The organism is Sphingopyxis sp. LC363 (genome assembly GCF_000756385.1).
Lineage (GTDB): Bacteria > Pseudomonadota > Alphaproteobacteria > Sphingomonadales > Sphingomonadaceae > Sphingopyxis.
This window is the reverse complement of record NZ_JNFC01000073.1, coordinates 39,938-64,094: the sequence shown is the minus strand read 5'-3', so window position 1 is coordinate 64,094 and position 24,157 is coordinate 39,938. Positions and strand designations below refer to the sequence as shown.

Genomic DNA, 24,157 nt, shown 5'->3' with positions numbered 1-24,157 from the left:
TGATGCGTATGACGAAGTGGAAACCGACCGGATTGGCCCTTGCCGCGATCGCGACGACGGCGGCCGTGGCGCTTGCCGTGCCGTCGGCGATGGCGCAGCGCGACCCGGCCTATGCCGCCGCGCGCGCCGCGGGACAGATCGGCGAGCAGCCAGACGGCTATCTGGGCTTTGCGACGCCGCCGACGCCGGCGATCCGCGCGCTGGTGCAGGACCTCAACATCAAGCGCAAGGCAGCTTATACCGCGAGCGCGCAGTCGACCGGCAGCACGGTCGAGCAATTCGCCTTTACCAGCGGCTGCAACCTGATCGCGAAGACCAAGCCGGGCGAAAAATATCAAACCCCCGGCGGCGTATGGAAAACGCGCGACGCGAGCCCGCCCGAACGCGACGCGCGCTGCCCGTAAGATCCGAAACCGAATAACGGAGCCCGAGGGCTCTCAGATGCCGCCGCGCCCCTAAACGCGGCGGCATTTTTGTGCGCACAAGCAGAAGCATTGACTTAATGGGGCCGCGTTCCTAAACGGACCGCGCCTTAGGGGTCCCCCGAATTTTCGGGCCTTTTTTTGCAGGCGGAATCGGGAGTTTCCGGTTCCGTTTCAGGAGGATGGCGCAAATGACGGGGAATGGCAGCGATCCGGAACTTGACTCTGAGGATTCGCGCCTGGTCTCGCTCGAAGAGCGATTGGACCGGGCCGAAACCGCAGAAGCAAGAAGGACCGCAGCGACCGCCGGACCGGAGACCGATGCCAATTACAAGCTCGGTAATCGCGTCCTGGCCGAGCTGCTGGGCGGGATCGGTGGCGGCGCGTTGGTCGGTTGGACGATCGACCATTTTGCCGGCACGTCGCCCTGGGGCCTGTTGGCGGTGCTGTTCCTCGGAATAGTCGTCGCCTTCAGGAACATATTTCGGATTGCGAACGTCCGGCCCAAGAAGCCGGATTGATTGGATTTTAGGCGAGGTATCGCGTGGCGGATCAAGGCAAAGTGGACCCGATGCACCAGTTCGAGGTGCAGAAGATGTTCGACATGTTCCATGTCGGCAATCATGAGGTTGCCTTCACCACCAGCGCGCTGTGGATGGTGATCGCCGGCCTTTTGCTGTGGGTTTTCATGATCGGCGGGATGAAGCGCCAGCTCGTTCCCGGCCGCTGGCAGGTCGCCGTCGAGGGCTTCACCGGCTTCATTTCGGGGATGATGAACGCGAATATCGGCCCCGAAGGCCGCAAATATACGCCCTATGTCTTCTCGCTCTTCATGTTCATCTTGATGCTGAACGTGCTGGGTCTGATGCCCTTCGGCCTGTTCGGCCTGCATCCCTTCACCGTGACGAGCCATTTTGCGATCACCGGCGTGCTCGCGATCCTCAGCTTCGCGATCGTGCTGATCGTCGGTTTCTGGCGCCACGGCTTCCATTTCTTCTCGCTTTTCGTGCCGCACGGCACCCCGATCTGGCTGATGTGGCTGATCCCCGTTATCGAACTGGTGTCGTTCCTCGTTCGTCCGTTCAGCCTTGCGCTGCGACTTTTCGTCGCGATGACCGCGGGCCACGTGCTGATGAAGGTGTTCGCGTCGTTCATCATCGACGGCATTGCCGCCGGCCCCGCGATCGGGATCGGCGTCGGCCTCCCCAGCATGGCGTTGATGATCGGGATCAGCGGTCTCGAACTGCTGGTGGCGGGCATCCAGGCCTATGTTTTCGCGCTGCTCACGTCGCTCTATCTGAACGACGCGATCAATCTTCACTAATTTTTCAACTGCATAATCTACGTTTTTCCCAAGGAGTATAAAATGGACGTTCAAGCTGCTTCGCTCATCGGTGCCGGTCTGGCCGCTATCGGTGCCGGTATGGCCGCCATCGGTGTGGGCAACGTGTTCGGTAGCTTCCTCGAAAGCGCGCTGCGCAACCCCGCGGCGGCCGACGGCCAGCAGGGCCGCCTGTTCATCGGCTTCGCGGCCGCCGAACTTCTCGGCCTGCTGTCGTTCCTGATCGCGATCCTGCTGTACCTCAAGGCAGCCTGATTTCGTCTGCGGGGTCTGCTCGCTAAAACAGGCCCCGCGACTGCTTTTCTTTTGTCGGTCGAGTATATCCATGCCTCAAATCAGCCAATTCGCTGAAAGCTGGTACGCCGCATCGCAGATTTTCTGGGTGCTGCTGACCTTTGGCTTCGTCTTTTTCGTCATCGGCCGCGGCATGCTGCCGAAGATCGAGGCGACGGTGGACGCCCGCGACCGCAAGGTGGCCGACGATCTGGCGGCGGCGAAAGCCGCGCACGCCGCGGCCGACAGCCTGGAAGAAAGCTACCGCCAGCAGAGCGACGCGAGCCGCGCCGCCGCGCAAAAGGCGGTGACCGACGCCAAGGACAAGGCCGCAAAGGACGCCGAAAAGCGTCTTGCCAAGGTCGATGCCGAACTCGCCGACAAGCTGGCGGCGGCGGAATCCGACATCGGCGCGGCGCGCACGTCGGCGATGGCGGAAATCGAGGCTGTCGCGGCCGAAGCGGCGGGCGACCTCGTCGCCAAACTGTCGGGTGTGAAGGTCGCCGCGGCGGATGCCAAGGCGGCGGTGAAGGCGGTGCTCCATGGCTGATTTCCTCATGATCATGGCCGAAGGGGCGGCTGAACCCGCGTCCTTCGGTATCCTTACGGCGACCACATGGGTGTCGATCGCAATGGCGATCTTCATCGCGATCCTGCTGTGGAAGAAAGTGCCGGCGTTGATCGCGGGCATGCTCGACAACAAGATTGCCGAGATTTCGAAGCAGCTCAAGGAAGCCGAGCAGTTGCGCCTCGACGCCGAGTCGCTGAAGGCCGAATATGAGGCGAAACTCGCCGACGCGGCCAAGGAAGCCGAAGAGATGCGCGCCCGCGCCGACGCCGAGGCCGAGGCGCTCGTGACCAAGGCGAAGGCCGATGCGACCGCGCTGATCGCGCGCCGCAAGCAGATGGCTGAAGACCGCATCGCCGCGGCCGAAGCCGGCGCCCTCGCCGAAGTCCGCACCGCTGCCGCGAAGGCGGCGACCGATGCGGCGGCGAAGCTGATCGCCGACAAGCATGACTCCGCGGCCGACAAGGCGCTGGTCGATCAGGCCATCGCGGGCGTCGCTCGGGGCTGAGCCCAGCCACGCATTGCCGGAATAACGAAACGCCCGCGGTTTTTCCGCGGGCGTTTTGCTTTGAGTGATGTGGCAGGGTTTAGCCGAATGGCCGATCGCGACCGGAAGCGGACGTACAGATCCTCCCCATCGCGAAGCGCTGGGGAGGGGGAGTGTTGGGTCGTCCAGTCCCCCGGACTGGACTTGGATTGCCGGGGGCAATCCAACCCTACACTCCGCGAAGCGGTGGTGGAGGGGGCTGGCCTTGCACCGACGCCTGACGGCGTCGACCCCTCCGTCAGCCCTGCGGGCTGCCACCTCCCCATTGCTGCGCAAAGGGGAGGATCTGGACGACAGCTCCCCACCCCATTTCGGACATCGGAAAATATGTGGGCTTAGCTTTCGGCGTACTCGCCGGGCGTGCCGCTACTCCTCGTCCCGTCTGACCGCCGAAGCCTTTGGCTGCATGATGCGTCTCGCGAGCCCGTGATACAGTCGGGTCGGGCAGATTTGCGCGCTCGTCCAGTCGGCAATCAGCGCGGTGGCGAACAGCGGCAGGATGATGCCGCGCGCCGCGGTGGTTTCGATCAGAATGATCACCGCAGTCAGCGGAGCGCGCACGACCCCGACGAAATAGGCTGCCATGCCCAACATCACGACCGCGCCCGCCGGGCTGTCGGGAAAGGCGGGCGTCAGAAGGTTGCCGAAACCGGCGCCGACCGCGAGCGACGGCGCAAAAATGCCGCCCGGCGCGCCGCTGAGCGTCGAAGCGAGCGCCGCGGCGAATTTGGCCGGAAAAAACCAGAGCTTCCCCTGATTGCCTTCGACGAGGAATTTCGTGACGTCGTAACCGGTGCCCCAGGTGCCGCCGTTGGTTGCAATCCCGACCAGCGCAACGACCAGCCCGCATCCCGCGGCGAACAGCACCGGCTGCGCAGCAGCGCGCCGGGCCCAACCCGCCGACCGGTCGCTCGCCGCGAGAACGATCCGCGCGAACAACCCGCCGGCCAAGCCGCCGCCGATCCCGGCTATCGGCGCGATCAGCAGCACGTCGGCGATGGGTAGCGTATCGCGCATCACGCCGAAATAGACATAGTCGCCCGCGACCGACAGGCTGACGAGACCGGCGATCAGCACGGCGCCCATCGTCAGCACCGCGACGCGCTGTTCATAGGCCGCGGCGAGTTCCTCAATGGCAAAGGCGATGCCGGCGAGCGGCGTATTGAACGCCGCCGCGACGCCCGCCGCACCGCCCGCGATGAAGACGCCGGCGGTGACGCGGACCTTCAGCCAGCGGTGCATCGCGACCATGATCGCGGCGCTGACCTGCACCGTCGGACCTTCGCGCCCGACCGATCCACCGACCGACAGCGTCGCAAGCGTCAGGCCCAGCTTGGCGAAGGCGGTGCGCAGCGAGACGAGCGCGCCGCCGGCCTCCTGTTCGGGACGCCGCCCCGCCGCGATGATCTGCGGAATGCCCGATCCGCGCGAGGCGGGGAAATAGCGGTTCGCCGTCCATACGATCAGTGCGAAGGCAGCCGGGGTCACCACCGCCGGCAGCCACCACGCGAAGTCCGACATCCGGAATATCGCGTGCTGCGCCCGATCGCCCGCTGCGGCAAAAGCCAGCGCGACGAGCCCGAGCAGGACCGCGCCGCCGACCATCGCGATCCGACGGCGGATATCGCCGACTTCATTCCGGGCGCGACGGTGGAAGCGCAACTGCGCGAGGCGCAGCCAGCGCGGAATGACCGGCTTGAAGGACATGATGCTGCTGTGAACCGGCCGAATGCCGAGCGCAACCCCCGGCCTGAAGACGCCAGCTAGGCGGGGGCCTCTTGCCACAGGATCAATTTGGTCGCGTTCACATTGTCGCGCGCCGCCTGCGCGTCGAGGCGGGTCAGTTTGATGTCGCCCTTGAGCGCCCCCATTTCGATCATCGCGTGGATCACCGCGACCCCGCCGGGGCCCAGATCGATCTCGAACTCGGCGGGACGTGCCAGGCTTTTCTTCGCCGTGGCGACATGCAGATGATGACGCCCCGGTTCGACTTCCGCCATCAGCATCTGACCTGATTTGATCTGGCCGCGTTCGCTGCCGTCGAGCGTGACGTCCATCCCCTGCATTGCGGCTACGAAACCCCGGCGGCAAACATAGATGCGCGCCTTTCCTGCCTGCGGCTGCATCGCGCGCGCGTCGGCAAGCGCGGGCCCGTCGGCCTTGATGCCGCGTTTGTTGCTCGACAGGGCCCAGACGCACACGCCGACGAGGAGGATCAGAAGGATCGGCGCGAGGATCATCATCGTCGTGTCGCCCACGGCCTCGAAAATCGGAGGGCCGAGGAAGGCGCCGATAAGGGCCGCGATCGCGATGATCGTCAGCCACATCATATTTCTGAAACTCATCGCATTCTCCCCTGTCAGGCGGGAGCGAATTCTCCCGTCGCGTCGTCCATCACATGCAATATTCCGTCGCTGATTGCGAAAAAGGCGCCGCGCAGTTTCAGGCTTCCGCGCTTTTCCTTCTCCTCGATACAGGGGAAGGTCCGCAGATTCGCTATGCTCACGCGCACAGCTGCCATTTCCATCGCGCGCCCCGCGTCGCGATTGTCGATGTCGGGATGCGCCGCGCGCACTTCGGCGCTTGCTTCGTCCAGCACGCCGATCCAGTCGGCGATGAAACCGCCGCGCCCGGGTTCGGCGCCTTCCATCGACCGGTGCAATGCCGCATGGCAGCCGCCGCAGAGGCCATGCCCCATCACCACGATTTCCTCGACCTTCAGAAACTGCACCGCGAATTCGAGCGCCGCCGAAACGCCGTGGCGTCCGGGATTCGTTTCGAACGGGGGCACCAGCGCGGCGACGTTGCGCACAACGAAGATTTCGCCCGGATTGGTGTCGAAAATCTGCGACGGTTCCGAGCGGCTGTCCGAACAGGCGATCACCATCACCTTGGGAGATTGCCCCTCGGCAAGCTGTTCCCAGCGTTCGCGTTGTTCCGCCCAGCCGCCGTTACGGAAACGCCGGTATCCTTCGATCATGTCTGCAAAGTGAGTCATGGAGGCGCCTTAGCATAGGTAGAGAGGTTGAGAAGAGGCGCGTGCACGACTATGTGGGCGCCATGAACGCTCCCGCTCAATCCCAGCCGGCCTCCGCTACCACTCCCAGCCAGCGCGCGCGCAAGCCCGACTGGATCCGCGTCAAGGCGCCGACCAGCCCAGGCTATGCCGAAACCCGCAAGCTGATGCGCGAGCTCAACCTGCACACGGTGTGCGAGGAAGCGGCGTGCCCGAACATCGGCGAATGCTGGACCAAGAAGCATGCGACGGTGATGATCCTCGGCGACACCTGCACCCGCGCCTGCGCCTTTTGCAACGTCAAGACCGGCATGCCGCGCCCGGTCGACCTGCTCGAGCCCGAGCATACGGCGATCGCCGCGGCGAAGATGGGGCTGACGCATATCGTCATCACCTCGGTCGACCGCGACGACCTGCCCGATGGCGGCGCGAGCCAGTTCGTGAAGGTCATCAACGCGCTGCGCCGCGAAACGCCGCAGACGACGATCGAAATCCTGACTCCCGATTTCCGCAACAAGCCCGAAAGCGCGGTCGCCGCGATCGTCGATGCGCGCCCCGACGTCTATAACCATAATCTCGAAACCGTGCCGCGGCTCTATCCGACGATCCGGCCCGGTGCGCGCTACTATGCCTCGCTGCGCCTGCTCGAAAGCGTCAAGCGCCGCGATCCGTCGATTTTCACCAAATCGGGGATCATGCTCGGCCTCGGCGAAGAGCGGATGGAGGTGCATCAGGTGATGGACGACATGCGCAGCGCCGACATCGATTTCATGACGATGGGCCAGTATCTTCAGCCGACGCCGAAGCATGCGAAGGTCGCCGAATTCGTCACGCCGCAAGCGTTCGACGCCTATGCGCAGATCGCGCGCGCCAAGGGTTTCCTGCAGGTCGCCTCATCGCCCCTGACCCGTTCCAGCTACCACGCCGGCGACGATTTCGAGCGGATGCGCGCCGCGCGCGAGGCGCAACTGGCGCGCGTCAAGGCGGACTGAGCGGCCTTTGCCAAGGCATCACGAAACGCGCGAGTTACCGTACAGCGACGAGCAGATGTTCGCGCTCGTCACCGATATCGCGCGCTATCCCGAATTTCTGCCATGGGTCGTCGCGCTGCGCATCCGCGACGATAGCGAGCATGAAACCGTCGCCGACATGATCGTCGGCTTCAAGGGGCTGCGCGAAAGCTTCTCGTGCCGCGTCCACAAGCAGCGGCCGCACGAGGTTATCGTCAGCTATATCGACGGGCCGATGAAGCACCTCAGCAACGAATGGCATTTCCATGCCCTCGAGGGCGGCGGCTGCCGCGTCGATTTCATGGTCGATTTCGCGTTCCGCAGCCGCATGTTCGAAGCACTCGCCGGACAGATGTTCGACAAGGCCCTGCGCAAGATGATCGCAGCGTTCGAGGCGCGCGCCGACGCGCTTTACGGGGCGGGGAGGGCGATATCCTCCGACGGCCGCAGCCCGTCCTTGTCGGGCTGAAGCAGGTCGAGAGCAAACAGCGTCGCATGGTGGCGGATGGTGGCGCGATCGGTCGATTCGAACTGGACGCGCTGGGTGAAATAATCGTCGGGATTCTGCCCGCGCAGCGCGCGTGCGAAAACGACAAGACCGACGGGCTTCTTTTCCGACCCGCCGCCCGGTCCGGCAATGCCGGTGATCGCGACCGCGACGTCGGCGTCACTGTTCGCGAGCACACCCGCGGCCATCGCCCACGCCGTGGCGAGCGAAACTTCGCCGAAGGTTTCGAGGATTTCGCTGCTGACGTCGAGCTGCGCCTGTTTTGCTTGTCCCGAATAGGTAACGAACCCGGCAGAAAACACATCCGAGCTGCCCGCGATATCGGTCAGCGCGGCGCTGACCATGCCGCCGGTGCAGCTTTCGGCAACGGCGACCCTGCGACCTGCGGACCGATTGCCGGCGAGCACGGCGGCGGCAAGTTCGTCGCGCGCGGCAAGGCGCGCTTCTTCGACAGATTGCAAGATCAATTCTCCGGAAGTTGGATGGTCGCGACGGCCTGGGCCGATATCCCCTCGCGACGGCCGGTAAAGCCGAGCCGCTCTGTCGTTGTCGCTTTCACACTAACCCGTCCGACCGGAATCGCAAGGATTTCGGCAATTCGTTCGCGGATCGCGACGCGGTGCGGCCCGATTTGGGGGGCTTCGGCGATGATTGTCAGATCGAGATGCGCGATCCGTCCGCCGTTCGCAGCGATGCGCTCGCCGGCAAAGCTCAGGAAGCGATGGGATGCCGCGCCGCGCCACTGCGGGTCGGTGGGTGGAAAATGATCGCCGATGTCGCCATCGCCGAGCGCGCCGAGGATTGCGTCGGTCAGTGCATGAAGCCCGACGTCGGCATCGCTATGGCCTTCAAGTCCATGACTATGCGCAATTTCTATGCCGCCGATCCATAGGGGTTTTCCTTCCACCAAGCGGTGGACGTCATATCCCATGCCGACGGCGGTTCGCATCATGGCGCCTGTCCCCAATAGCCCCGAGAGTATCGCCATATCCTCGGCATATGTCAGTTTGTGGAGCCGCGCGTCGCCGGCGACGGTCGCGACGGCGGTGCCGGTCTGCCGCACAAGCTGGGCATCGTCGGTCGCGCTTGCGCCAGCTGCCGCGGCGTGCGCGCGGCGCAGCGCGCCAAGCCGGAACGCCTGCGGCGTCTGGACCCGCGCCAACCGCTCGCGCGCGATAACATCGCCCGCCGCGCTATCGGCCTGCTCGACCAGCGTATCGGGAACGGGAAGCGTGGGAATGGCCGCGTCGGCGTGAGAGAGCGCTTCGAGCAGCCGGTCGATCACCTCGGGGCCGACACCGGGTCGCGCCGCGTCGTGGACCAGGACGATCGCGTCATCCTCCCATTCGGCGAGGGCGGCGAGCGCATTCGCGACCGAATCCTGCCTTTCGGGGCCGGGGTTGGCGGAAATCCATCCTTCGGGAAGCGGAGCGACGACAGCCTTGACGTCGCCGTTGCCAACCAGAACGCCGCCCGAAACCGCCGGATGCGCATCGAATGCCTCGAGGCTCCAGCACAGCACCGGCTTCCCGCCGAGCCATTCAAGCTGTTTTGGCTGTTCGAACCCAGCGCGCGTGCCTGTGCCCCCGGCAAGCAGGATCGCGGCGACGCGCAGAACAGAAGAAGAAACGGACTCGGTCATCGCCCGCGCGGTTAGCGCAGCCGCGCCTTGCGGGAAAGCTGCTTAGCGTGTAGGGGCGCTGCTTAAATTTTAGGCAATTCGACGAAAGCTCCCCGCCATGGCGCCGCTCCGGCCCATCCAGATCGGCAATATCACCATCGCGGATCCCGTGATCCTCGCGCCGATGACCGGCGTCACCGATCTGCCGTTTCGCAAGCTCGTGCGCTATTATGGCTCGGGGCTCAACGTCACCGAGATGATCGCGAGCGAGGACGCGATCCGCGAAACGCGCCAGTCGATCCAGAAAGCGGCGTGGGATCCGGTCGAGGAACCGGTCTCGATGCAGCTCGTCGGCTGCACACCCTATGAGATGGGCGAGGCCGCGAAGCTCAACGAGGACCGCGGCGCGTCGATCATCGACATCAACATGGGCTGCCCGGTGCGCAAGGTCACCAACGGCGACGCCGGATCGGCGCTGATGCGCGACCTGAAGCTCGCCGCGGCGCTGATCAAGTCGTGCGTCGAGGCGGTCTCGGTGCCGGTGACGGTCAAGATGCGTATGGGCTGGTGCCACGACAGCCTCAACGCCCCCGAACTCGCGCATATCGCCGAGGATCTGGGCGCGAAGCTCGTCACCGTTCACGGCCGCACGCGCAACCAGATGTATCGCGGCGAGGCCGACTGGGGCTTTGTCCGATCGGTCAAGGATGCCGTGTCGATCCCGGTCATCGTCAATGGCGACATCTGCTCGGCCGACGATGCCCGCACGGCACTCGCGCAGAGCGGCGCCGATGGCGTCATGATCGGCCGCGGCGCCTATGGCCGCCCTTGGCTGCTCGGCCAGGTCATGGCGGCGCTGCGCGGCGAGGCCGAGCGGCCCGATCCCGGCCTCGACGAACAATATGACGTCATTACATCGCATTACCGCGCGATGATCGACCATTATGGAGAGATGACCGGCGTCAATATGGCGCGCAAGCATCTCGGCTGGTACGTCAAGGGGCTGCACGGCTCGGCCGAGTTCCGCAACAAGGTCAACCAGATCCCCGACAGCAAGGGTGTGCTCGACGCGCTCGAGGCCTTTTACGGTCCGCATTTGACCAGGGCCGCTGCGTGAGCGCTCTGACGTCGAGCATCCCGAGCTTCGACCATGACGAGCTGATCCAGTCGCACCCCGTTCCCACGCTGCTCATCGACGGCGGCGGGGTCGTGCTCTTCGTCAACGCCGCCGCCGAACAGCTTTGCAACGTCAGCCGCTCTGCGATGGTCGGGCGCGTCATCTATGACGTGATCGCGATGGATCGCAGCTATCGTCAGCGGATGAGCGACGCCGCGACGTCGGCGCTTTTCGCGCATCGCGCCGAAATCTCGGTCGGCGGGCGCAAGGCGGTCTTCGTCGACATGCAGATGGTCCCCTATGGAAACAGCGGCCACCGTATCCTCGCGCTCGTCCCCTCGCCAAGCGATGCCGAGCTGATGGGGGGCGCGATCGGTCGTTCGGGGCGGGCGGCGGGCGCCGCCGCGTCGATGCTCGCGCACGAGATCAAGAATCCGCTCGCGGGCATCAAGGGTGCGGCGCAGCTGCTCGCGCGCAAGACCGACGCCGGCGGGCAACGCTTCACGACGCTGATCTGCGCCGAGGTCGACCGGATCGCGACGCTGATCGACCAGATGGAGCATTTTTCGCGTGGCCAGCCGATCGCGTGCAGTCCGATCAACCTGTATCAGCCGATCCATCAGGCGATGGAAACCGCGCGTGCGCGCCAGTTTCCCGGCGTGCGCTTTGCCGAGGATTTCGACCCTTCGCTGCCGCTCGTGCACGGCAACCATGACGCCATGGTACAGATATTGCTCAACCTCCTTACCAACGGGTGCGAGGCCGTGGGCGGGCGCGACGACGGCGTCGTGCGGTTGACGACCGCCTATCGCCACGGCCTGTCGATCGACAATGGCGACGGGCGCGGACGCATCGCGCTGCCGATCGAGGTCAGCGTCAGCGACAATGGTCCCGGCGTTCCCGCCGACATTCGCGGCGATCTGTTCGATCCCTTCGTGACGACGAAGCGCGAGGGACGCGGGCTCGGTCTCGCGCTCGTCGCCAAGCTCGCGCGCGACATGGGCGGCACGGTCCAGCATATCCGCGACGGCGAATGGACGCGCTTTCGCGTCCACCTGCCCGTCGCTAGGGAAGGGCGCGCGGCATGACGCAGGGCAAGACGATCCTGCTCGTGGAGGACGATCCGGCGATCGCGATGATCATCCGCGAAACGCTTGTCGGCGAATGCGGTCATTTCGCATCGGTCGGCAGCCTTGCCGAGCGCAACGCCTGGCTGGCCGACCATCGCCCCGACCTCGTCATCACCGACGTCGTCCTGCCCGACGGCGACGGCATCGATTCGCTGGCGCACACGGGCATCGACCCTGCGACGCCGGTGATCGTGCTGTCGGCGCAGAATACGCTCGACACCGCGGTGCGCGCGACCGGCATCGGCAGCTACGACTATCTGCCCAAGCCCTTCGATCTCGACGAACTCACCGCCAGCGTCCGCGCCGCGCTCGAACGGAGCAGCGAACCGGCGGCGCGCGACGCCACCGCACCCGCCGACAGCCACGGACTGGTCGGGCGTGCGCCGGCGATGCAGGCGGTCTACCGCACCATCGCCCGCCTCGCGTCGAACGACCTCGCGGTCCTCATCCTCGGCGAATCGGGCACGGGCAAGGAAGTCGTTGCGCGCGCGATCCACGCGACCGGACTGCGCCGGGGCGGGCCTTTCGTGGCGATCAACATGGCTGCGATCCCGCGCGAGTTGATCGAAGCCGAGCTGTTCGGGCACGAAAAGGGGGCGTTTACCGGCGCGCACAGCCGCAATGCCGGGCGCTTCGAGCAGGCCGCGGGTGGCACGCTTTTTCTCGACGAGATCGGCGACATGCCGCTTGAGGCGCAGACGCGGCTGCTCCGCGTGCTCCAGAGCAACGAATATTCAACCGTGGGCGGCAGTCAGGCGCTGCGCGCCGACGTCCGCGTCATCGCCGCTACGCACCGCGACATGCGTACGCTCGTCGCCGATGGCCGCTTCCGCGAGGATCTCTTCTACCGCCTCAACGTCATCCCGGTCACGCTGCCGCCGTTGCGCGACCGCCGCAGCGACATCGCCGCACTTGTCGGTCATTTCGTCGATGCGGGGCGCAGCTCGGGGCTTCCGCACCGCCAATTCGCTCCCGCCGCAATGCAGTGGCTCGAACGCTATGACTGGCCCGGCAATGTCCGCGAGCTGGGCAATGTCGTCCAGCGGCTCGCCGTGCTGTCGCGCGATACGGTGGTGACGGCGCGCGATGTCGAAACATTGCTCCGCGAAAACGGCGAGGGGGGCGGGGCGGTCGAGCCCGCGGCGCTGATCGCGCGCGCCGTCGACGACTGGGCGCGCGAGCAGATGGCGGATCCGACGAACGACGGCGACATTCACGAACAGCTCGAGGCCATCGTCGAGGCGGCATTATTCCGCCGCGTTCTGCGCGAAGTGCGCGGAAATCAGCTGGAGGCGGCGCGGCGACTCGGGATCAACCGCAACACGCTGCGCAAGCGGCTGGGGCAGCTCGACATCGATCCGGCGCATCCCTGACCGGGAAATAATCCTGAAATCGGTGCGATTGGGCGACATTCGCACGGATTGTGTGTTTTCTATGCAACAGGATTGTCGTAACGCGGCAACAATGGCGCGATCGACTTCCCTGGCCCTCGACATGGATTCGGACGAAGAGGAAGCGCGTTCGGGCTTCTGGCGCTTTGGAACGCCCGAATATTACACGCTCGGCATCATCGTCAGCGTCGCGATCGCGACCTATATTTTCGTTACCGGCGACGCGCAGAGCGAGCGGTTGCTGACCCCGGCGCTGGTGGCGGCGATCATGGTCGTCAACCTTGTGCCGGCGATGGCGCTGATCGTGCTGATCGGCAGCCGCGTCGCGCGCGCGCGCGCGGTGCGTTCGATGGCAGGTGGCAACGGCCGTCTCCATGTCCGGCTCGTCGCGCTTTTTTCGCTGATCGCGGCGGCGCCGACGCTGCTCGTCGTGATTTTCGCTTCATTGTTGTTCCAGTTCGGCGTCGACTTCTGGTTCTCCGATCGCTCGCGCGGCATGTTCGAAAACGCCGCCAACCTTGCCGAAGGCTATTATCAGGAAAATCAGCGACAGGTCGGCGCGAACACCTTTGCCATGGCGACCGACCTCGGCACGCGATTGCAGCAGTTTCCGATCGATGCGCCTGGATTTAACGATTATTATTTCCAGCAGGTCGTCGTTCGCAGCCTCAATGAATCGGCGATCATCGAGATCGGCAGCGATGGCGTCGCGCGGACGGCGACGGCGATCGATCCGGACGAACGCCCTGCCACAAGCCGGCTGAGCAAGGCGATGATCGCGCGCCTCGACGCGGGCGAGGATGTCGTCGTCGTGCGCCGGTCCGATCGCATCGAAGCCGCGGCGCGTTTGCCGGGAACCGATCGCGCCTTTGTCTATGCCTCCCGCGATACCAATGTTCCAGGGTTTCAGCAATCGGCGCGCGCGGGTGCGGTCCTCGCTGACTATAATCAGCTCTTCGACCGGTCGCAGATGCTCCAGCTCCAGTTCAACGGTGCGCTCTATCTCGGGTCGCTTTTGCTGCTCGCGCTCGCGGTGATCGCCGCGATCGTGGTCGCCGACCGCATCGTGCGGCCGCTCGGGACGCTGATCGGCGCGACGCGAACCGCCGCCGATGGCGACCTGTCGGTCCGCGTGACACCGCCGGTCCGCGACGACGAAATCGCGGTACTGACCCGTGCTTTCAACCGGATGACCGAGCAGCTGGAGGGGCAGACCGGCGTGCTCGTCAATGTGAACGAGCAACTCGAGGCGCGGCGCAGCTTCATCGAAGCGGTGCTCAGCGGCGTGTCGTCCGCAGTGGTCTCGGTCGATGCCGATCGCCGCATTCTGCTCGCCAATGCCGCTGCCGAGCGGCTGATCGGTCAGCCTGCCGACGACCTTGTCGGCCTTTTTCTCGACGATGTTGCACCCGAACTGGCGCGCCTGCTGACGAGTGACGAGCGCGAAGCGATCGTGCAACTCTCGCGCAAGGACGCCGAACCCGCGACGCTCGCCGCCAAGGCTGTGGCGCAGGGCGACGGTTTCGTCCTCAGCTTCGAGGACATCACGCAGCAATTGCTCGACCAGCGTCGCGCCGCCTGGTCGGATGTCGCACGCCGCATCGCGCACGAGATCAAGAATCCGCTGACGCCGATCCAGCTTGCCGCCGAGCGGCTCCAGCGCCGCTTCGGCGATAAGGTCGAGGGCGATGCGGCGACCTTCCGGAAGCTCACAGACACGGTGATCCGGCAGGTTCACGACATGCGGCGCATGGTCGATGAATTTTCGAGCTTCGCGCGGATGCCCAAGCCGACCTTCGGCGTCGAGGACGTGCGCGACATATTGCGCCAGGCGGTCTTTCTGTTCGAGGTCGCAAAGCCCGACATCGCCTTCTCGGTCAAGACCCCGGCCGAGACCGAACCGCTCGTCTGCGATCGCCGCCTCTTGTCGCAGGCGGTGACTAATATCGTCAAAAATGCGGTAGAAGCGGTTGAAGAAAAACATAAAAACTCCGATACCGCTGCGACGGGCCACATCAATGCGGCGCTCGACATCGGTGCGGGCGGGGAGGTGATCATTCGCGTCACCGACGACGGTATCGGGTTGCCCGAGGCGCGCGACGCGATCGCCGAACCTTATATGACGACGCGCCAGGGCGGGACGGGCCTCGGCCTCGCAATCGTCAAGAAGATCGTCGAGCAACATTATGGCGAACTTGAATTTTCGGACAATCCGGCGGGGCAGGGGACGTGCGTGACCCTGACGCTCCATCCCGACCGGCTCCGGCCCTTGGCCGGAAAGGGCGGGGAGCAGAATATGGGGCAGAACGAAACGGTCCCGGGGCGCATCCGGAACCGGCAGGACAGAGAAGATCATGGCGCTTGATATTCTGATCGTCGACGACGAACGCGACATTTGCGACCTAGTCGCCGGGGTCATGGAAGACGAAGGTTATGAGGCGCGCACCGCGTCCGACAGCGATTCCGCGCTCGAAGCAATCCGTCAACGGCGGCCTTCGCTCGCACTGATCGACGTCTGGTTGCAGGGCTCGCGGCTCGACGGCCTCGGTCTCGTCGAAGCGATCAAGGCGTTCGATCCAACGCTGCCGATCATCGTCATTTCGGGCCATGGCGGCCTCGATACCGCGGTCGCGGCGATCCGGCGCGGCGCGTTCGACTTCATCGAAAAGCCGTTCGAGGCGTCGCGCCTGCTTCATCTCGTCGCGCGCGCGACCGAAAATGAGCGGCTGAAATTCGAATATGAGCAGCTGCGCGAAAAGGCGGGTCCGTCTGACGAACTCACCGGCACCAGCGCGGCAATCAACAATGTCCGCGCGACGCTGAAGCGCGTGGCGGGGACGGGAAGCCGCGTGCTGATCACGGGCGCGCCGGGCGTTGGCAAGGAGGTTGCGGCGCGTGTGCTGCACGGATGGAGCGGACGGCAAAATGCGCCCTTCCGCGTCATTTCGTCGGCGCGCATGGACCCGGAAACGGTCGAGCTCGAATTGTTCGGGTCCGAGGCGGAGGACGGTTCGATCCGCGTCGGCCTGCTCGAGCAGGCGCACGGCGGCACCCTGTTCCTCGACGAGGTCGCGGACATGCCGCTGACAACGCAGGGCAAGATCCTGCGCGTGCTGACCGACCAGAGCTTCGCCCGCGTCGGGGGACGCACGATGATCCGCGTCGACGTCCGCATCATTTCGGGTTCGGCGCGCGACCTGATGACCGAAATCGCCGAAAGCCGGTTCCGCGAGGATCTTTATTACCGGCTCAACGTCGTGCCGGTGCATATCCCGCCGCTGCGCGAGCGGCGCGACGATATCGCGAGCCTTTGCGACCATTATGTCCGGCGCTATGCGGCCGACCGCCGGGTCCCGCCGCCCGAGATCAGCGCCGAGGCGATGGCGGCGCTGCAGGCGCATGAATGGCCGGGCAACGTCCGCGAACTGCGAAACGTCATCGAACGCGTCATGATCCTTGCACCAAGCGACCGGCTGGCGCGGATCGACGCCGACATGCTGCCCGCCGAACTGGTACGTGGCGGGGCCGACATCTTGCCCAATTCGGAATCGATCACCGCGATTCCACTTAAGGAAGCGCGCGAGAATTTCGAGCGCGAATATCTGCGTATCCAGATCAACCGCTTTTCAGGCAATATTTCGCGCACCGCGACCTTCATCGGGATGGAACGGTCCGCCCTGCACCGCAAACTGAAACTTTTGGGCCTTACCGAGAGTTCGGAAGGCGAAGGTTAGGCTTTGCGCTAGACGTCCCACGCGCTTTGCCGCATATTGCGTTTCAGAAGAAGGTCTTGAATGCCGGAGGAAACCGGCACCGTACCCCGCGGTTACACCGCCAAAAACAGGAGGCAAATGTGTCCGATAAAAACCAGAATCTCCAGGATATTTTCCTCAACGCCCTCCGCAAGAGCAAGACCCCGGTGACCATGTTCCTGGTCAAGGGCGTCAAGTTGCAGGGCATCATCACCTGGTTCGACAATTTCTCGCTGCTGCTCCGCCGCGACGGGCAGTCGCAGCTGGTGTACAAGCATGCGATCTCGACCGTGATGCCGTCGCACGATTTCGACCTGTCGCTGCTCGGCGACAATCTGCGCGATGCGCCGGCGAGCAAGGGCAAGGCGTTGCAGGATGTGTTCCTGAACGCGGTCCGCCGTTCGGACGAGTCGGTCACGATGTTCCTCGTCAACGGCGTGATGCTGCAGGGCGACATCGTCGCCTTCGACCTCTTCTGCATGCTGCTCGAGCGCGAGCGGCAGGTGCAGCTCGTCTACAAGCACGCGATTTCGACGGTTCAGCCGAACGGGCCGATCAACCTGACCGACAATGGCGAGGGTGACGGCGAAACGGACGACGCCTGATCGACCCGATAATTGACAATGAAGACGAGGTAACGCGCGGCGCTTCCGCGCTTGTCATCGTGCCCGAATGGCATAGCCAGCGGCTCGTGCGCGATCTCGACGCGCGCGCCGAGGAGGCGCGGGGGCTTGCGCTCGCGATCGGGCTCGATGTCGTCGCCGTCCACACGCTCCGCCTGCGCCAGACGCGGGCCGCAACGTTGCTCGGCGTCGGGCAGATCGACGCGATCGCGCCCGACATAGCGGCGAAGGGCGTCCAGCTCGTGGTCGTCGATGCGGCGCTCACCCCGATCCAGCAGCGCAATCTCGAAACGGCATTCGGCACCAAGGTGATCGACCGCACCGGCCTGATCCTCGAAATCTTCGGCGAGCGCGCCGCGACGGCCGAGGGCCGCTTGCAGGTCGAACTCGCGCATCTCGATTATCAGGCGGGGCGGCTCGTGCGCAGCTGGACCCACCTCGAGCGCCAGCGCGGCGGTTTCGGCTTCCTCGGTGGCCCCGGCGAAACGCAGATCGAGGCCGACCGGCGGATGATCCGCAACCGGATGGCGCGAATCCGGCGTAGCCTTGAGGACGCGCGCCGGACGCGCCAGCTTCAACGGTCGAAACGCCAGCGTGCACCATGGCCCGTCATCGCGCTCGTCGGCTATACCAACGCCGGAAAATCAACTTTTTTCAATAGGTTGACTGGAAGTGACGTCATGGCGGAAGATATGCTTTTCGCCACGCTCGATCCGACGATGCGCGAAATCCGGCTGCCCGGCATCGACAAGGCGATCCTGTCCGACACGGTCGGCTTTGTGTCCGACCTGCCGACCGAGCTCGTCGCCGCTTTCCGTGCGACGCTTGAGGAAGTCACCACCGCCGACCTGATCGTTCATGTGCGCGACATCGTCCATCCCGACAGCGAAGCGCAATATGACGATGTGCGCGCAATCCTCAATTCGCTCGGCGCGAACGGCCCGCAGGATGGCGGGGAGGGCGATACGGCCGAGGCCATCCCGCAGATCGAGATATGGAACAAGATCGACACCGCCGATATCGATCGCCGGGCGATCATCGAAGAAATGGCGGCGCGGCGTCCCGACGTCGCGGTCATTTCCGCGGTGACGGGCGAGGGCGTCGAGGACGCGCGCATCCTCATGGCGTCACAATTGACCGCGCGGCATCAGGTGCAACGTATCCATCTGGGCTATGAGCAGGGCGAGGCGATGGCATGGCTCCATGCGCGCGGCGAGGTGCTCGCCGACGAGCCGGAGGGTGAGGGGCATGTGCTGACCGTGCGGCTCGATCCCGCCGACCGCGCGCGGTTCGAACGGCTGTGGCCGAACCTCAGGGACGCTCCGACAGCTTGACCGCTTGCCAATGCGCTTCCTGCGCGTCGAGCGACAGGCCCGTCAGCGTTCCGCCTGCGCGGTCTTCCATGGCCGCGAAGCGGCGCGCAAACTTGGCATTGGCATCGCGCAACGCACCTTCGGCATCGACACCCAGCTTGCGCGCGTAGTTGACGACGGCAAACAACAGGTCGCCCACTTCCTCGTGACGCTCGCTGTCATCGGTGGCACCCGCCACTTCGGCCAGTTCTTCGGCGATCTTGTCGCGCGGGCCGTCGGTATCGGGCCAGTCGAAACCGACGCGCGCGGCACGGCCTTGCAGCTTTTGGGCGCGGAGCAGGGCGGGTAGCGACAGCGCGACGCCCGCCAGCGCGCCGCTTGGTCCTTCGGCGGCGCGCTCGTCGGCCTTTATCGCTTCCCATTGCCTGCGGACATCGTCGGTTTTTGCATCTCCGAAAATGTGCGGATGGCGGCGCTCCATCTTGTCGCTGATCGTATTGGCGACATCGTCGAAACCGAACAGGCCGTCGTCGGTCGCGATCTGACTGTGGAACACAACCTGAAGCAGAAGGTCACCGAGTTCGTCGCGGATCGCGGCAGGATCGCCGCTGGCGATCGCGTCGGAAACTTCATAGGCTTCCTCGATCGTATAAGGCGCGATCGTCGAAAAATTCTGCGCGAGATCCCATTCGCAACCGCCGTCGGGATTGCGCAACTGGCGCATGATGACGAGCAAGCGATCGATGGGGGATTGGTTCGCCGCGTCGGGCATATATTTATCCGATAATATATATTATGTTAAATGCTATTAGATTGGTACGTGCAACGGGCGGTATCCCATCCACCCTCACGGCAAATCATAAACCCCGTCTAAAATCGCTTCTAAAATCGCTTCATGCGACAGTAAAGCCTGAGCACCCCATGTCTGAATGGGTTGCCGCGAATGAACCTTTGCCGACGAATATTATCGGTGCCGGACCCATCCGACGTCCCGCGCCGCCCGTTCACCGCTGGCGTCGAGCGCATCGCGCTTCATCATGGCGGCCGCCGCCGCGGCAAGTTCGCCCGATGAGGCCTGCCGGTAATCACCGCGCCTCTGGCCCGGCAACGTCCTTTCGATTTGCCAGCGATCCTGCTCGCGGCACCCGATGCCGTCGATGGCGCGGCTTTCGAAGCTGCGGCAATAGCGGCCGGCCTTGTCCTCGAAGCTGAGGACGATCCGCACCGCGGGATCGCCCGGCTGGGTCGAGGCGAGCTGCGTATCGAGCGCCTCGGCGAGCGGGCCCGCCGCGACCAGCGTGCCATTGTCGATCGCGACATCCGCGGCAGGCATCCAGGGGCGCAGCCCGATCGTGAGTCCGAGTATGAGCGATGCTGCGATGGCGCTCCAATGAATGCCGCTGAAGCGCGCACGCCGGGCGCTGCGGCGATTGGCCAGACTGGTATCGACCTTGTCATCGACTGCATCATCGACCGCGAGCAGCGACCGGAGCCGTTCCGGAACCGCTTCTTCCGCGACGGGAGTATAATGCGCCATCAACTGCGCCTTGAGCGTGCGGTGGCGCGCGATCTCGGCCGCGAGCGCCGCGTCGGTCGCTGCCTCGCGCTCGATCCGGCGCGCTGTCAGGTCGTCGAGTTCGCCGTCGATGAAAGCCGCGACGGTGGCGGGATCAAAGCTCATGCCGCTTCTCCGAGATAGAACATCAATGCCTCGCGCCCGCGCGCGAGGCGCGAGGTAACCGTGCCGACCGGCACATCGAGTATCTCCGCGGCTTCGCGATAGGCATAGCCTTCGACGAGTACGAGCATCACGACTTCGCGTTGTTCGTCGGGAAGCCGGGCCATGGCGCCGTCGACATCGCCGCGAAGCGCCCCCGCCTCGACCTCGGCGGCGCCTTCGCCCGCGACTTGCGTTGCCGCGTCGTCGATCGGGGCGTGAACGCCGCGCCGGCCTGCCGCGCGGCGCTCGTCGATCCAGAGATTGCGGGTGATGCGGTACATCCAGCTGTCCAGTCTCGTTCCTTGTTGCCATTGGTCGCGCGATTTCAGCGCGCGCTCGATCGCGGCCTGGCACAAATCGTCGGCATCGCTTTGATGACGCGCCAATCCACGCGCAAACCGGCGCAAGCGCGGCAGCAGTTCGACCAGTTCCTCTTCGAAGCGCATATTCGCCTTTTCATCGGGTTCGAGGAAGAAACGACGCCACTCTATCGTTTCTTCCGCAGCATGCTAAATTTTTCGGACGCGATTGGTTCCCCTGCCTTTCCGTTCGACGATATGAGGAGTTTCGATGCGCGTCTTGATCGCCCTGCCCGTGATGTTCTCGCTTTTGTGCGCGGGAATCGCGGTGCGTGTCGACGCCCAGATCGCGCTGCCATCGGTTCGGCTGCCCGACACGTCGCGCACCCTGCCTTCGCTGCCGGACATCGTCGCCGAGCCATTGGAAGCTGCGGGCGATACGCTCGCACGGGTCCGGCTCGACCGGATCGACAGGCTGCTTCGCGACAATCGCGACCGGATAGAGCCCGACCGCAACGGCCAGCCTGCGGTGCGCGGCATACTCGTCGCTACCGGCGTCGACGAAGCGATGATCGCGCGCGCTGCCAAGGAAGGGTTTCGGCTGATCGACCGCGATCGGATCGAAGGCATCGATCTCGGCATCGTTCGTTTCGCCGTTCCCGACGATCATAGCCTCGCTCGCGCGCAAAAACGTCTCGCCAAGCTGCTCCCCCATGCCGAAGTCGATGCCGATCATATCTATTTCGCGAGCGGTCCCGGCGGCGCGCTGCCGACAGCCGTTTTGGCGACGGCAGCGTCGCCCGGCCAAGCCCGGCTCGGACTGATCGACGGCGGCGTGGCCGCGCATCCGTCGGTCGCAGGTCGCGTCGAGCAGCGCGGTTTCGCTGCCGGCGCGCCGCATGCGAGCCGTCATGGGACCGCCGTGGCGTCGCTGCTAATCGGCAGCGGGCGGGTGCGCGGCGCGGCTTCGGGACAGAAGCTGCTCGCCGCCGACGTTTACGGTTCCGATCCGGCGGGCGGCAATGCGAGCGCCAGCGCGCGCGCGCTCGGCTGGCTGGTTCAGCGCGGCGTCGCTGTGGCCACGATCAGCCTCGTCGGGCCCGACAACAAATTGCTGGCGGCCGCGGTGTCGCGCGCGCAGCAGCGCGGCATGCTGATCGTCGCGGCGGTCGGCAACGACGGCCCCGCCGCCCCGCCCGCTTACCCCGCCTCCTATAAGGGCGTGTTTGCCGTGACCGGGGTCGATGCCAGGAATCGCGCCCTGCCCGAGGCTGGTCGGGCGCTGCACCTCGACTTTGCCGCGCCGGGCGACGCCGTGCTTGCCGCGACCGGGCTCGACACAACCGACCGCCTGCGCGGCACCTCTTTCGCTGCGCCATTGGTCGCCGGGCGCCTCGCCCTTCGCTATCCCGCGCCGGCGATCGAACGGATCGGACCGGCGGTTTCCGCGCTGGTCTTCGAAGCGCGCGACCTCGGCAAAAAGGGTCGCGATAAAATCTATGGCCACGGGCTAATTTGCGGGGATTGCGGCGGGCGCTGACCCGCCCGGCACGGTTTTTCGGAAGAAATTCGAACGCGCCATCGTTCTTCCTTCAGGCCCTCCCCTCCGGGCCGCAATGAAGGAGAAGAATGGTGGCACATCGTATTTTCATGCCGGCGCTCGCGCTCGCCGCGTCGGCTATCGCAATTTCGACCCCCGCCGCGGCGCAGCTGCTCGGCGGCAGCGGTGGACTCGGCGGCGGCTTGGGCGGAACGATAGGCGGCACGCTCGGCAATCCCACCGGGCCGATCGGCGGCACGCTCGGCACCGCGAACGACATCACAGGTTCGGGCCGCGGCGACGCCAATGTCGATCGCCGCTCGGGCCGCGTTCAGGGCAAGGGCAGCGCCGATGCGAACGGCAAGGGTTCGGCCAATGGCGACGCGAATCTGCTCGGCCGCACGATCGGCGGCGACGCCAGTGGTTCGGGTTCGGCATCGGGTAGCGGCAGCCTCGACGCGCAAGCCGTCGGCACCGATTTCGTGGGCCAGACCACGCGTGGCGCCGTCGGCACCGCGCATGGTGCCGCTTCGACCGTCACCGGCACCGCGCGCGGTGCGGTCGGGACTGTCCGTGATCGGGCCGGCGGCGCGCTGTCAGACGTCTCAGGCAGTGCCAGCGGCGCCGGCTCGATCGCGGGCAGCTTCCAGGGCAGCCTCGGCCAGCTTGCCGCCGCGGGTAGCGGCGCAGCCAGCGGCAACGGCATGTTCGCGGTCGCTCCGGGCATGCCCGTCACCGACCCGCGCGGCAAGGTGATCGGTCACGTCCAGAATCTGCGCCAGACCGGCCGCGGTGTCGTGCAGGCGGTGACGGTCGAAGTGGGTGACCGGGTTGCGACGCTGCCCGCCGCAAACTTTGCGGGTTCGGGCGACGTGCTCGTGACCGGGATGACGAAAGGCCAGCTCAAGGACGCGGCCGAACAACAGGAAAACGGCGAATAACCGATCGAATGGGGCGATCGGCGATGACCCCAATGCCGCCGATCGACAACTGGGCGGGCCGCGACGCGGCCCGCCCTCTTTATGTCACCGTCTGCCACGTCCGGATCAAGAGGAACACGAGGCCGAATATCGCAACCCATGCGAGGGCCATCTTGAGCCAGTCGGCCATCGGCAAACGGCGCGCGAGCAACGAGCTTAACACCAGCGCGAACGCGCCGGCGAACCACAGCGTCTGGACGACGGTATCTCCATTCATAGCTGGACCTCCAACCCGTCATAGCCCGGTTCGACCCCCGCGGGCAATTCGGCCGCAAGATCCTCATAATCCATCGTATTATCCATATGCGTGATGATCGCGCGCGGATTGCCGACCTTGGCCAGCCCCTCCAGCGTCATCTGAAGGTGCGGATGCGTCGGGTGGGGGTAGCGGCGCAGCGCGTCGATGACGAACAGGTCGACGTCCTGGAAAAAATCGACCATCTCGTCCGTAAATTTAGAAAAATCAGTGGCATAGGCGATCTTGTGAGCGCCATCGCTGAAGATCAGCCCGCTCGCCTTGATCGGTCCGTGCGGCATTTCGATCGCCGAAACCTCGATCGGGCCGATCGATTGATGATCGTGGAGATCGATCGGATCGACCGACGCCGGATAGCCTGCATTGCCCGCAAAGGCATAGGTGAAGCGCCACTTCAATATGTCGAGGACATGGTCGCGGGCGTAGACCGGGACCGCCGAGCGGCGCAGGTGCATAACCTGGCGCAGATCGTCGAGACCGTGGGTGTGATCGGCATGCTCGTGCGTCCAGATGACGGCGTCGATCTCGCCGATCCCCGCGTCGAGGAGCTGTAGCCGCATATCCGGGCTGGTGTCGACGAGAATACGGAAGCCTCCGAGCGATACCATGATCGACGCGCGGCTGCGCAGGTTGCGGGGATTGTCGGGGTCGCACTGCCCCCAATCGTTGCCGATCCGCGGCACGCCCGACGACGTGCCGCAACCCAGAATTCTCAGCTTCATTGCGCGT

27 protein-coding genes are annotated in these 24,157 nt (G+C 65.1%); 17 read left to right on the top strand and 10 right to left on the bottom strand.

Features of this window, described 5'->3' with window-relative positions; genetic code table 11:
- Positions 1-8: 8 nt before the first annotated feature.
- From FG95_RS19425 to FG95_RS19400, 6 genes are all read left to right on the top strand, one after another.
- Positions 9-404, top strand: a complete 396-nt coding sequence (locus tag FG95_RS19425; RefSeq protein WP_037558198.1) for a YdbL family protein — start codon at positions 9-11, stop codon at positions 402-404.
- Between the two features lie 209 nt (positions 405-613).
- On the top strand, positions 614-943 hold the full coding sequence (locus FG95_RS19420; protein WP_037558196.1) for an AtpZ/AtpI family protein: 330 nt from the start codon (positions 614-616) through the stop codon (positions 941-943).
- A 50-nt stretch (positions 944-993) separates the two neighbouring features.
- Positions 994-1,746, top strand: coding sequence for a F0F1 ATP synthase subunit A (locus FG95_RS19415; protein WP_052182534.1), 753 nt, complete (start codon positions 994-996; stop codon positions 1,744-1,746).
- Positions 1,747-1,788: 42 nt separating this feature from the next.
- On the top strand, positions 1,789-2,019 hold the full coding sequence (locus tag FG95_RS19410; protein ID WP_037515205.1) for a F0F1 ATP synthase subunit C: 231 nt from the start codon (positions 1,789-1,791) through the stop codon (positions 2,017-2,019).
- A gap of 70 nt (positions 2,020-2,089) precedes the next feature.
- Complete coding sequence (locus FG95_RS19405; protein WP_037558104.1) at positions 2,090-2,587, top strand: F0F1 ATP synthase subunit B family protein; 498 nt, start codon at positions 2,090-2,092, stop codon at positions 2,585-2,587.
- On the top strand, positions 2,580-3,113 hold the full coding sequence (locus FG95_RS19400; RefSeq protein ID WP_037558103.1) for a F0F1 ATP synthase subunit B family protein: 534 nt from the start codon (positions 2,580-2,582) through the stop codon (positions 3,111-3,113). Before FG95_RS19405 ends, FG95_RS19400 begins: the two co-directional genes overlap by 8 nt.
- Before the next feature lie 405 nt (positions 3,114-3,518).
- Here the strand turns inward: FG95_RS19400 and FG95_RS19395 are convergent, their stop codons facing one another.
- Genes FG95_RS19395 through FG95_RS19385 form a run of 3 tightly spaced genes read right to left on the bottom strand, consistent with a single transcriptional unit; the run spans position 3,519 to position 6,150 of the window.
- Complete coding sequence (locus FG95_RS19395; protein ID WP_037558102.1) at positions 3,519-4,859, bottom strand: chloride channel protein; 1,341 nt, start codon at positions 4,857-4,859, stop codon at positions 3,519-3,521.
- A 56-nt stretch (positions 4,860-4,915) separates the two neighbouring features.
- The gene (locus tag FG95_RS19390; RefSeq protein WP_152567719.1) at positions 4,916-5,497 is read right to left on the bottom strand and encodes a DUF2846 domain-containing protein; all 582 of its coding nucleotides are present in this window, start codon (positions 5,495-5,497) and stop codon (positions 4,916-4,918) included.
- 14 nt (positions 5,498-5,511) lie between these two features.
- Positions 5,512-6,150 (bottom strand): carbonic anhydrase, encoded by a 639-nt coding sequence (locus FG95_RS19385; protein ID WP_037558100.1) that lies wholly within the window; start codon positions 6,148-6,150, stop codon positions 5,512-5,514.
- A gap of 62 nt (positions 6,151-6,212) precedes the next feature.
- On the opposite strand from FG95_RS19385, the gene lipA reads away from it, so the two are divergent.
- Positions 6,213-7,160: a lipoyl synthase gene (lipA, locus tag FG95_RS19380; RefSeq protein ID WP_037558099.1), complete on the top strand. Its 948-nt coding sequence runs from the start codon at positions 6,213-6,215 to the stop codon at positions 7,158-7,160.
- A gap of 7 nt (positions 7,161-7,167) precedes the next feature.
- Entirely contained in the window at positions 7,168-7,647 is a 480-nt protein-coding gene (locus FG95_RS19375) for a type II toxin-antitoxin system RatA family toxin (RefSeq protein WP_037558098.1), read from the top strand.
- Here FG95_RS19375 and FG95_RS19370 read toward each other — a convergent pair.
- Together FG95_RS19370 and FG95_RS19365 are read right to left on the bottom strand one after the other, a co-directional pair.
- Positions 7,590-8,147: a CinA family protein gene (locus FG95_RS19370; protein ID WP_037558097.1), complete on the bottom strand. Its 558-nt coding sequence runs from the start codon at positions 8,145-8,147 to the stop codon at positions 7,590-7,592. The two genes, FG95_RS19375 and FG95_RS19370, sit on opposite strands and share 58 nt — an antisense overlap.
- 2 nt (positions 8,148-8,149) lie before the next feature.
- A complete protein-coding gene (locus tag FG95_RS19365; RefSeq protein WP_037558095.1) occupies positions 8,150-9,328 on the bottom strand; it encodes a bifunctional 2-C-methyl-D-erythritol 4-phosphate cytidylyltransferase/2-C-methyl-D-erythritol 2,4-cyclodiphosphate synthase in 1,179 nt (392 codons plus the stop codon).
- Between the two features lie 97 nt (positions 9,329-9,425).
- On the opposite strand from FG95_RS19365, the gene dusB reads away from it, so the two are divergent.
- The 7 genes from dusB (at position 9,426) to hflX (ending at position 18,654) form a co-directional block, all read left to right on the top strand.
- A complete protein-coding gene (dusB, locus tag FG95_RS19360; protein WP_037558092.1) occupies positions 9,426-10,424 on the top strand; it encodes a tRNA dihydrouridine synthase DusB in 999 nt (332 codons plus the stop codon).
- On the top strand, positions 10,421-11,512 hold the full coding sequence (locus FG95_RS19355) for a two-component system sensor histidine kinase NtrB (protein WP_037558088.1): 1,092 nt from the start codon (positions 10,421-10,423) through the stop codon (positions 11,510-11,512). Before dusB ends, FG95_RS19355 begins: the two co-directional genes overlap by 4 nt.
- On the top strand, positions 11,509-12,927 hold the full coding sequence (locus tag FG95_RS19350; RefSeq protein ID WP_037558086.1) for a sigma-54-dependent transcriptional regulator: 1,419 nt from the start codon (positions 11,509-11,511) through the stop codon (positions 12,925-12,927). The genes FG95_RS19355 and FG95_RS19350 overlap by 4 nt, the downstream gene beginning before the upstream one ends.
- A 121-nt stretch (positions 12,928-13,048) precedes the next feature.
- Positions 13,049-15,310: a sensor histidine kinase gene (locus FG95_RS19345; RefSeq protein WP_235211626.1), complete on the top strand. Its 2,262-nt coding sequence runs from the start codon at positions 13,049-13,051 to the stop codon at positions 15,308-15,310.
- Positions 15,300-16,679 carry a nitrogen assimilation response regulator NtrX gene (ntrX, locus tag FG95_RS19340; protein WP_037558081.1) on the top strand — a complete coding sequence of 460 codons (1,380 nt, stop codon included), beginning with the start codon at positions 15,300-15,302 and terminating at the stop codon, positions 16,677-16,679. The genes FG95_RS19345 and ntrX overlap by 11 nt, the downstream gene beginning before the upstream one ends.
- Positions 16,680-16,705: 26 nt before the next feature.
- Positions 16,706-17,302 carry an RNA chaperone Hfq gene (gene hfq, locus FG95_RS19335; RefSeq protein ID WP_081933275.1) on the top strand — a complete coding sequence of 199 codons (597 nt, stop codon included), beginning with the start codon at positions 16,706-16,708 and terminating at the stop codon, positions 17,300-17,302.
- On the top strand, positions 17,299-18,654 hold the full coding sequence (hflX, locus tag FG95_RS19330; protein WP_052182533.1) for a GTPase HflX: 1,356 nt from the start codon (positions 17,299-17,301) through the stop codon (positions 18,652-18,654). The genes hfq and hflX overlap by 4 nt, the downstream gene beginning before the upstream one ends.
- Here hflX and mazG read toward each other — a convergent pair.
- The 3 genes from mazG to FG95_RS19315 all read right to left on the bottom strand — a co-directional run bounded on the left by mazG (position 18,632) and on the right by FG95_RS19315 (position 20,799).
- A complete protein-coding gene (mazG, locus tag FG95_RS19325) occupies positions 18,632-19,405 on the bottom strand; it encodes a nucleoside triphosphate pyrophosphohydrolase (protein WP_037558075.1) in 774 nt (257 codons plus the stop codon). The genes hflX and mazG overlap by 23 nt on opposite strands.
- Positions 19,406-19,597: 192 nt before the next feature.
- A complete protein-coding gene (locus tag FG95_RS19320) occupies positions 19,598-20,314 on the bottom strand; it encodes a hypothetical protein (RefSeq protein WP_037558072.1) in 717 nt (238 codons plus the stop codon).
- Positions 20,311-20,799: an RNA polymerase sigma factor gene (locus FG95_RS19315; protein ID WP_037558070.1), complete on the bottom strand. Its 489-nt coding sequence runs from the start codon at positions 20,797-20,799 to the stop codon at positions 20,311-20,313. Before FG95_RS19315 ends, FG95_RS19320 begins: the two co-directional genes overlap by 4 nt.
- 124 nt (positions 20,800-20,923) lie before the next feature.
- On the opposite strand from FG95_RS19315, the gene FG95_RS19310 reads away from it, so the two are divergent.
- Entirely contained in the window at positions 20,924-22,192 is a 1,269-nt protein-coding gene (locus FG95_RS19310; protein WP_037558067.1) for a S8 family serine peptidase, read from the top strand.
- Between the two features lie 89 nt (positions 22,193-22,281).
- Entirely contained in the window at positions 22,282-23,133 is an 852-nt protein-coding gene (locus tag FG95_RS19305) for a hypothetical protein (protein ID WP_052182532.1), read from the top strand.
- A gap of 79 nt (positions 23,134-23,212) precedes the next feature.
- On the opposite strand, the gene FG95_RS20980 is transcribed toward FG95_RS19305, so the two are convergent.
- Positions 23,213-23,389, bottom strand: a complete 177-nt coding sequence (locus FG95_RS20980) for a hypothetical protein (RefSeq protein WP_200880231.1) — start codon at positions 23,387-23,389, stop codon at positions 23,213-23,215.
- Entirely contained in the window at positions 23,386-24,150 is a 765-nt protein-coding gene (locus FG95_RS19300; RefSeq protein ID WP_037558065.1) for an MBL fold metallo-hydrolase, read from the bottom strand. Before FG95_RS19300 ends, FG95_RS20980 begins: the two co-directional genes overlap by 4 nt.
- Positions 24,151-24,157: the final 7 nt, after the last annotated feature.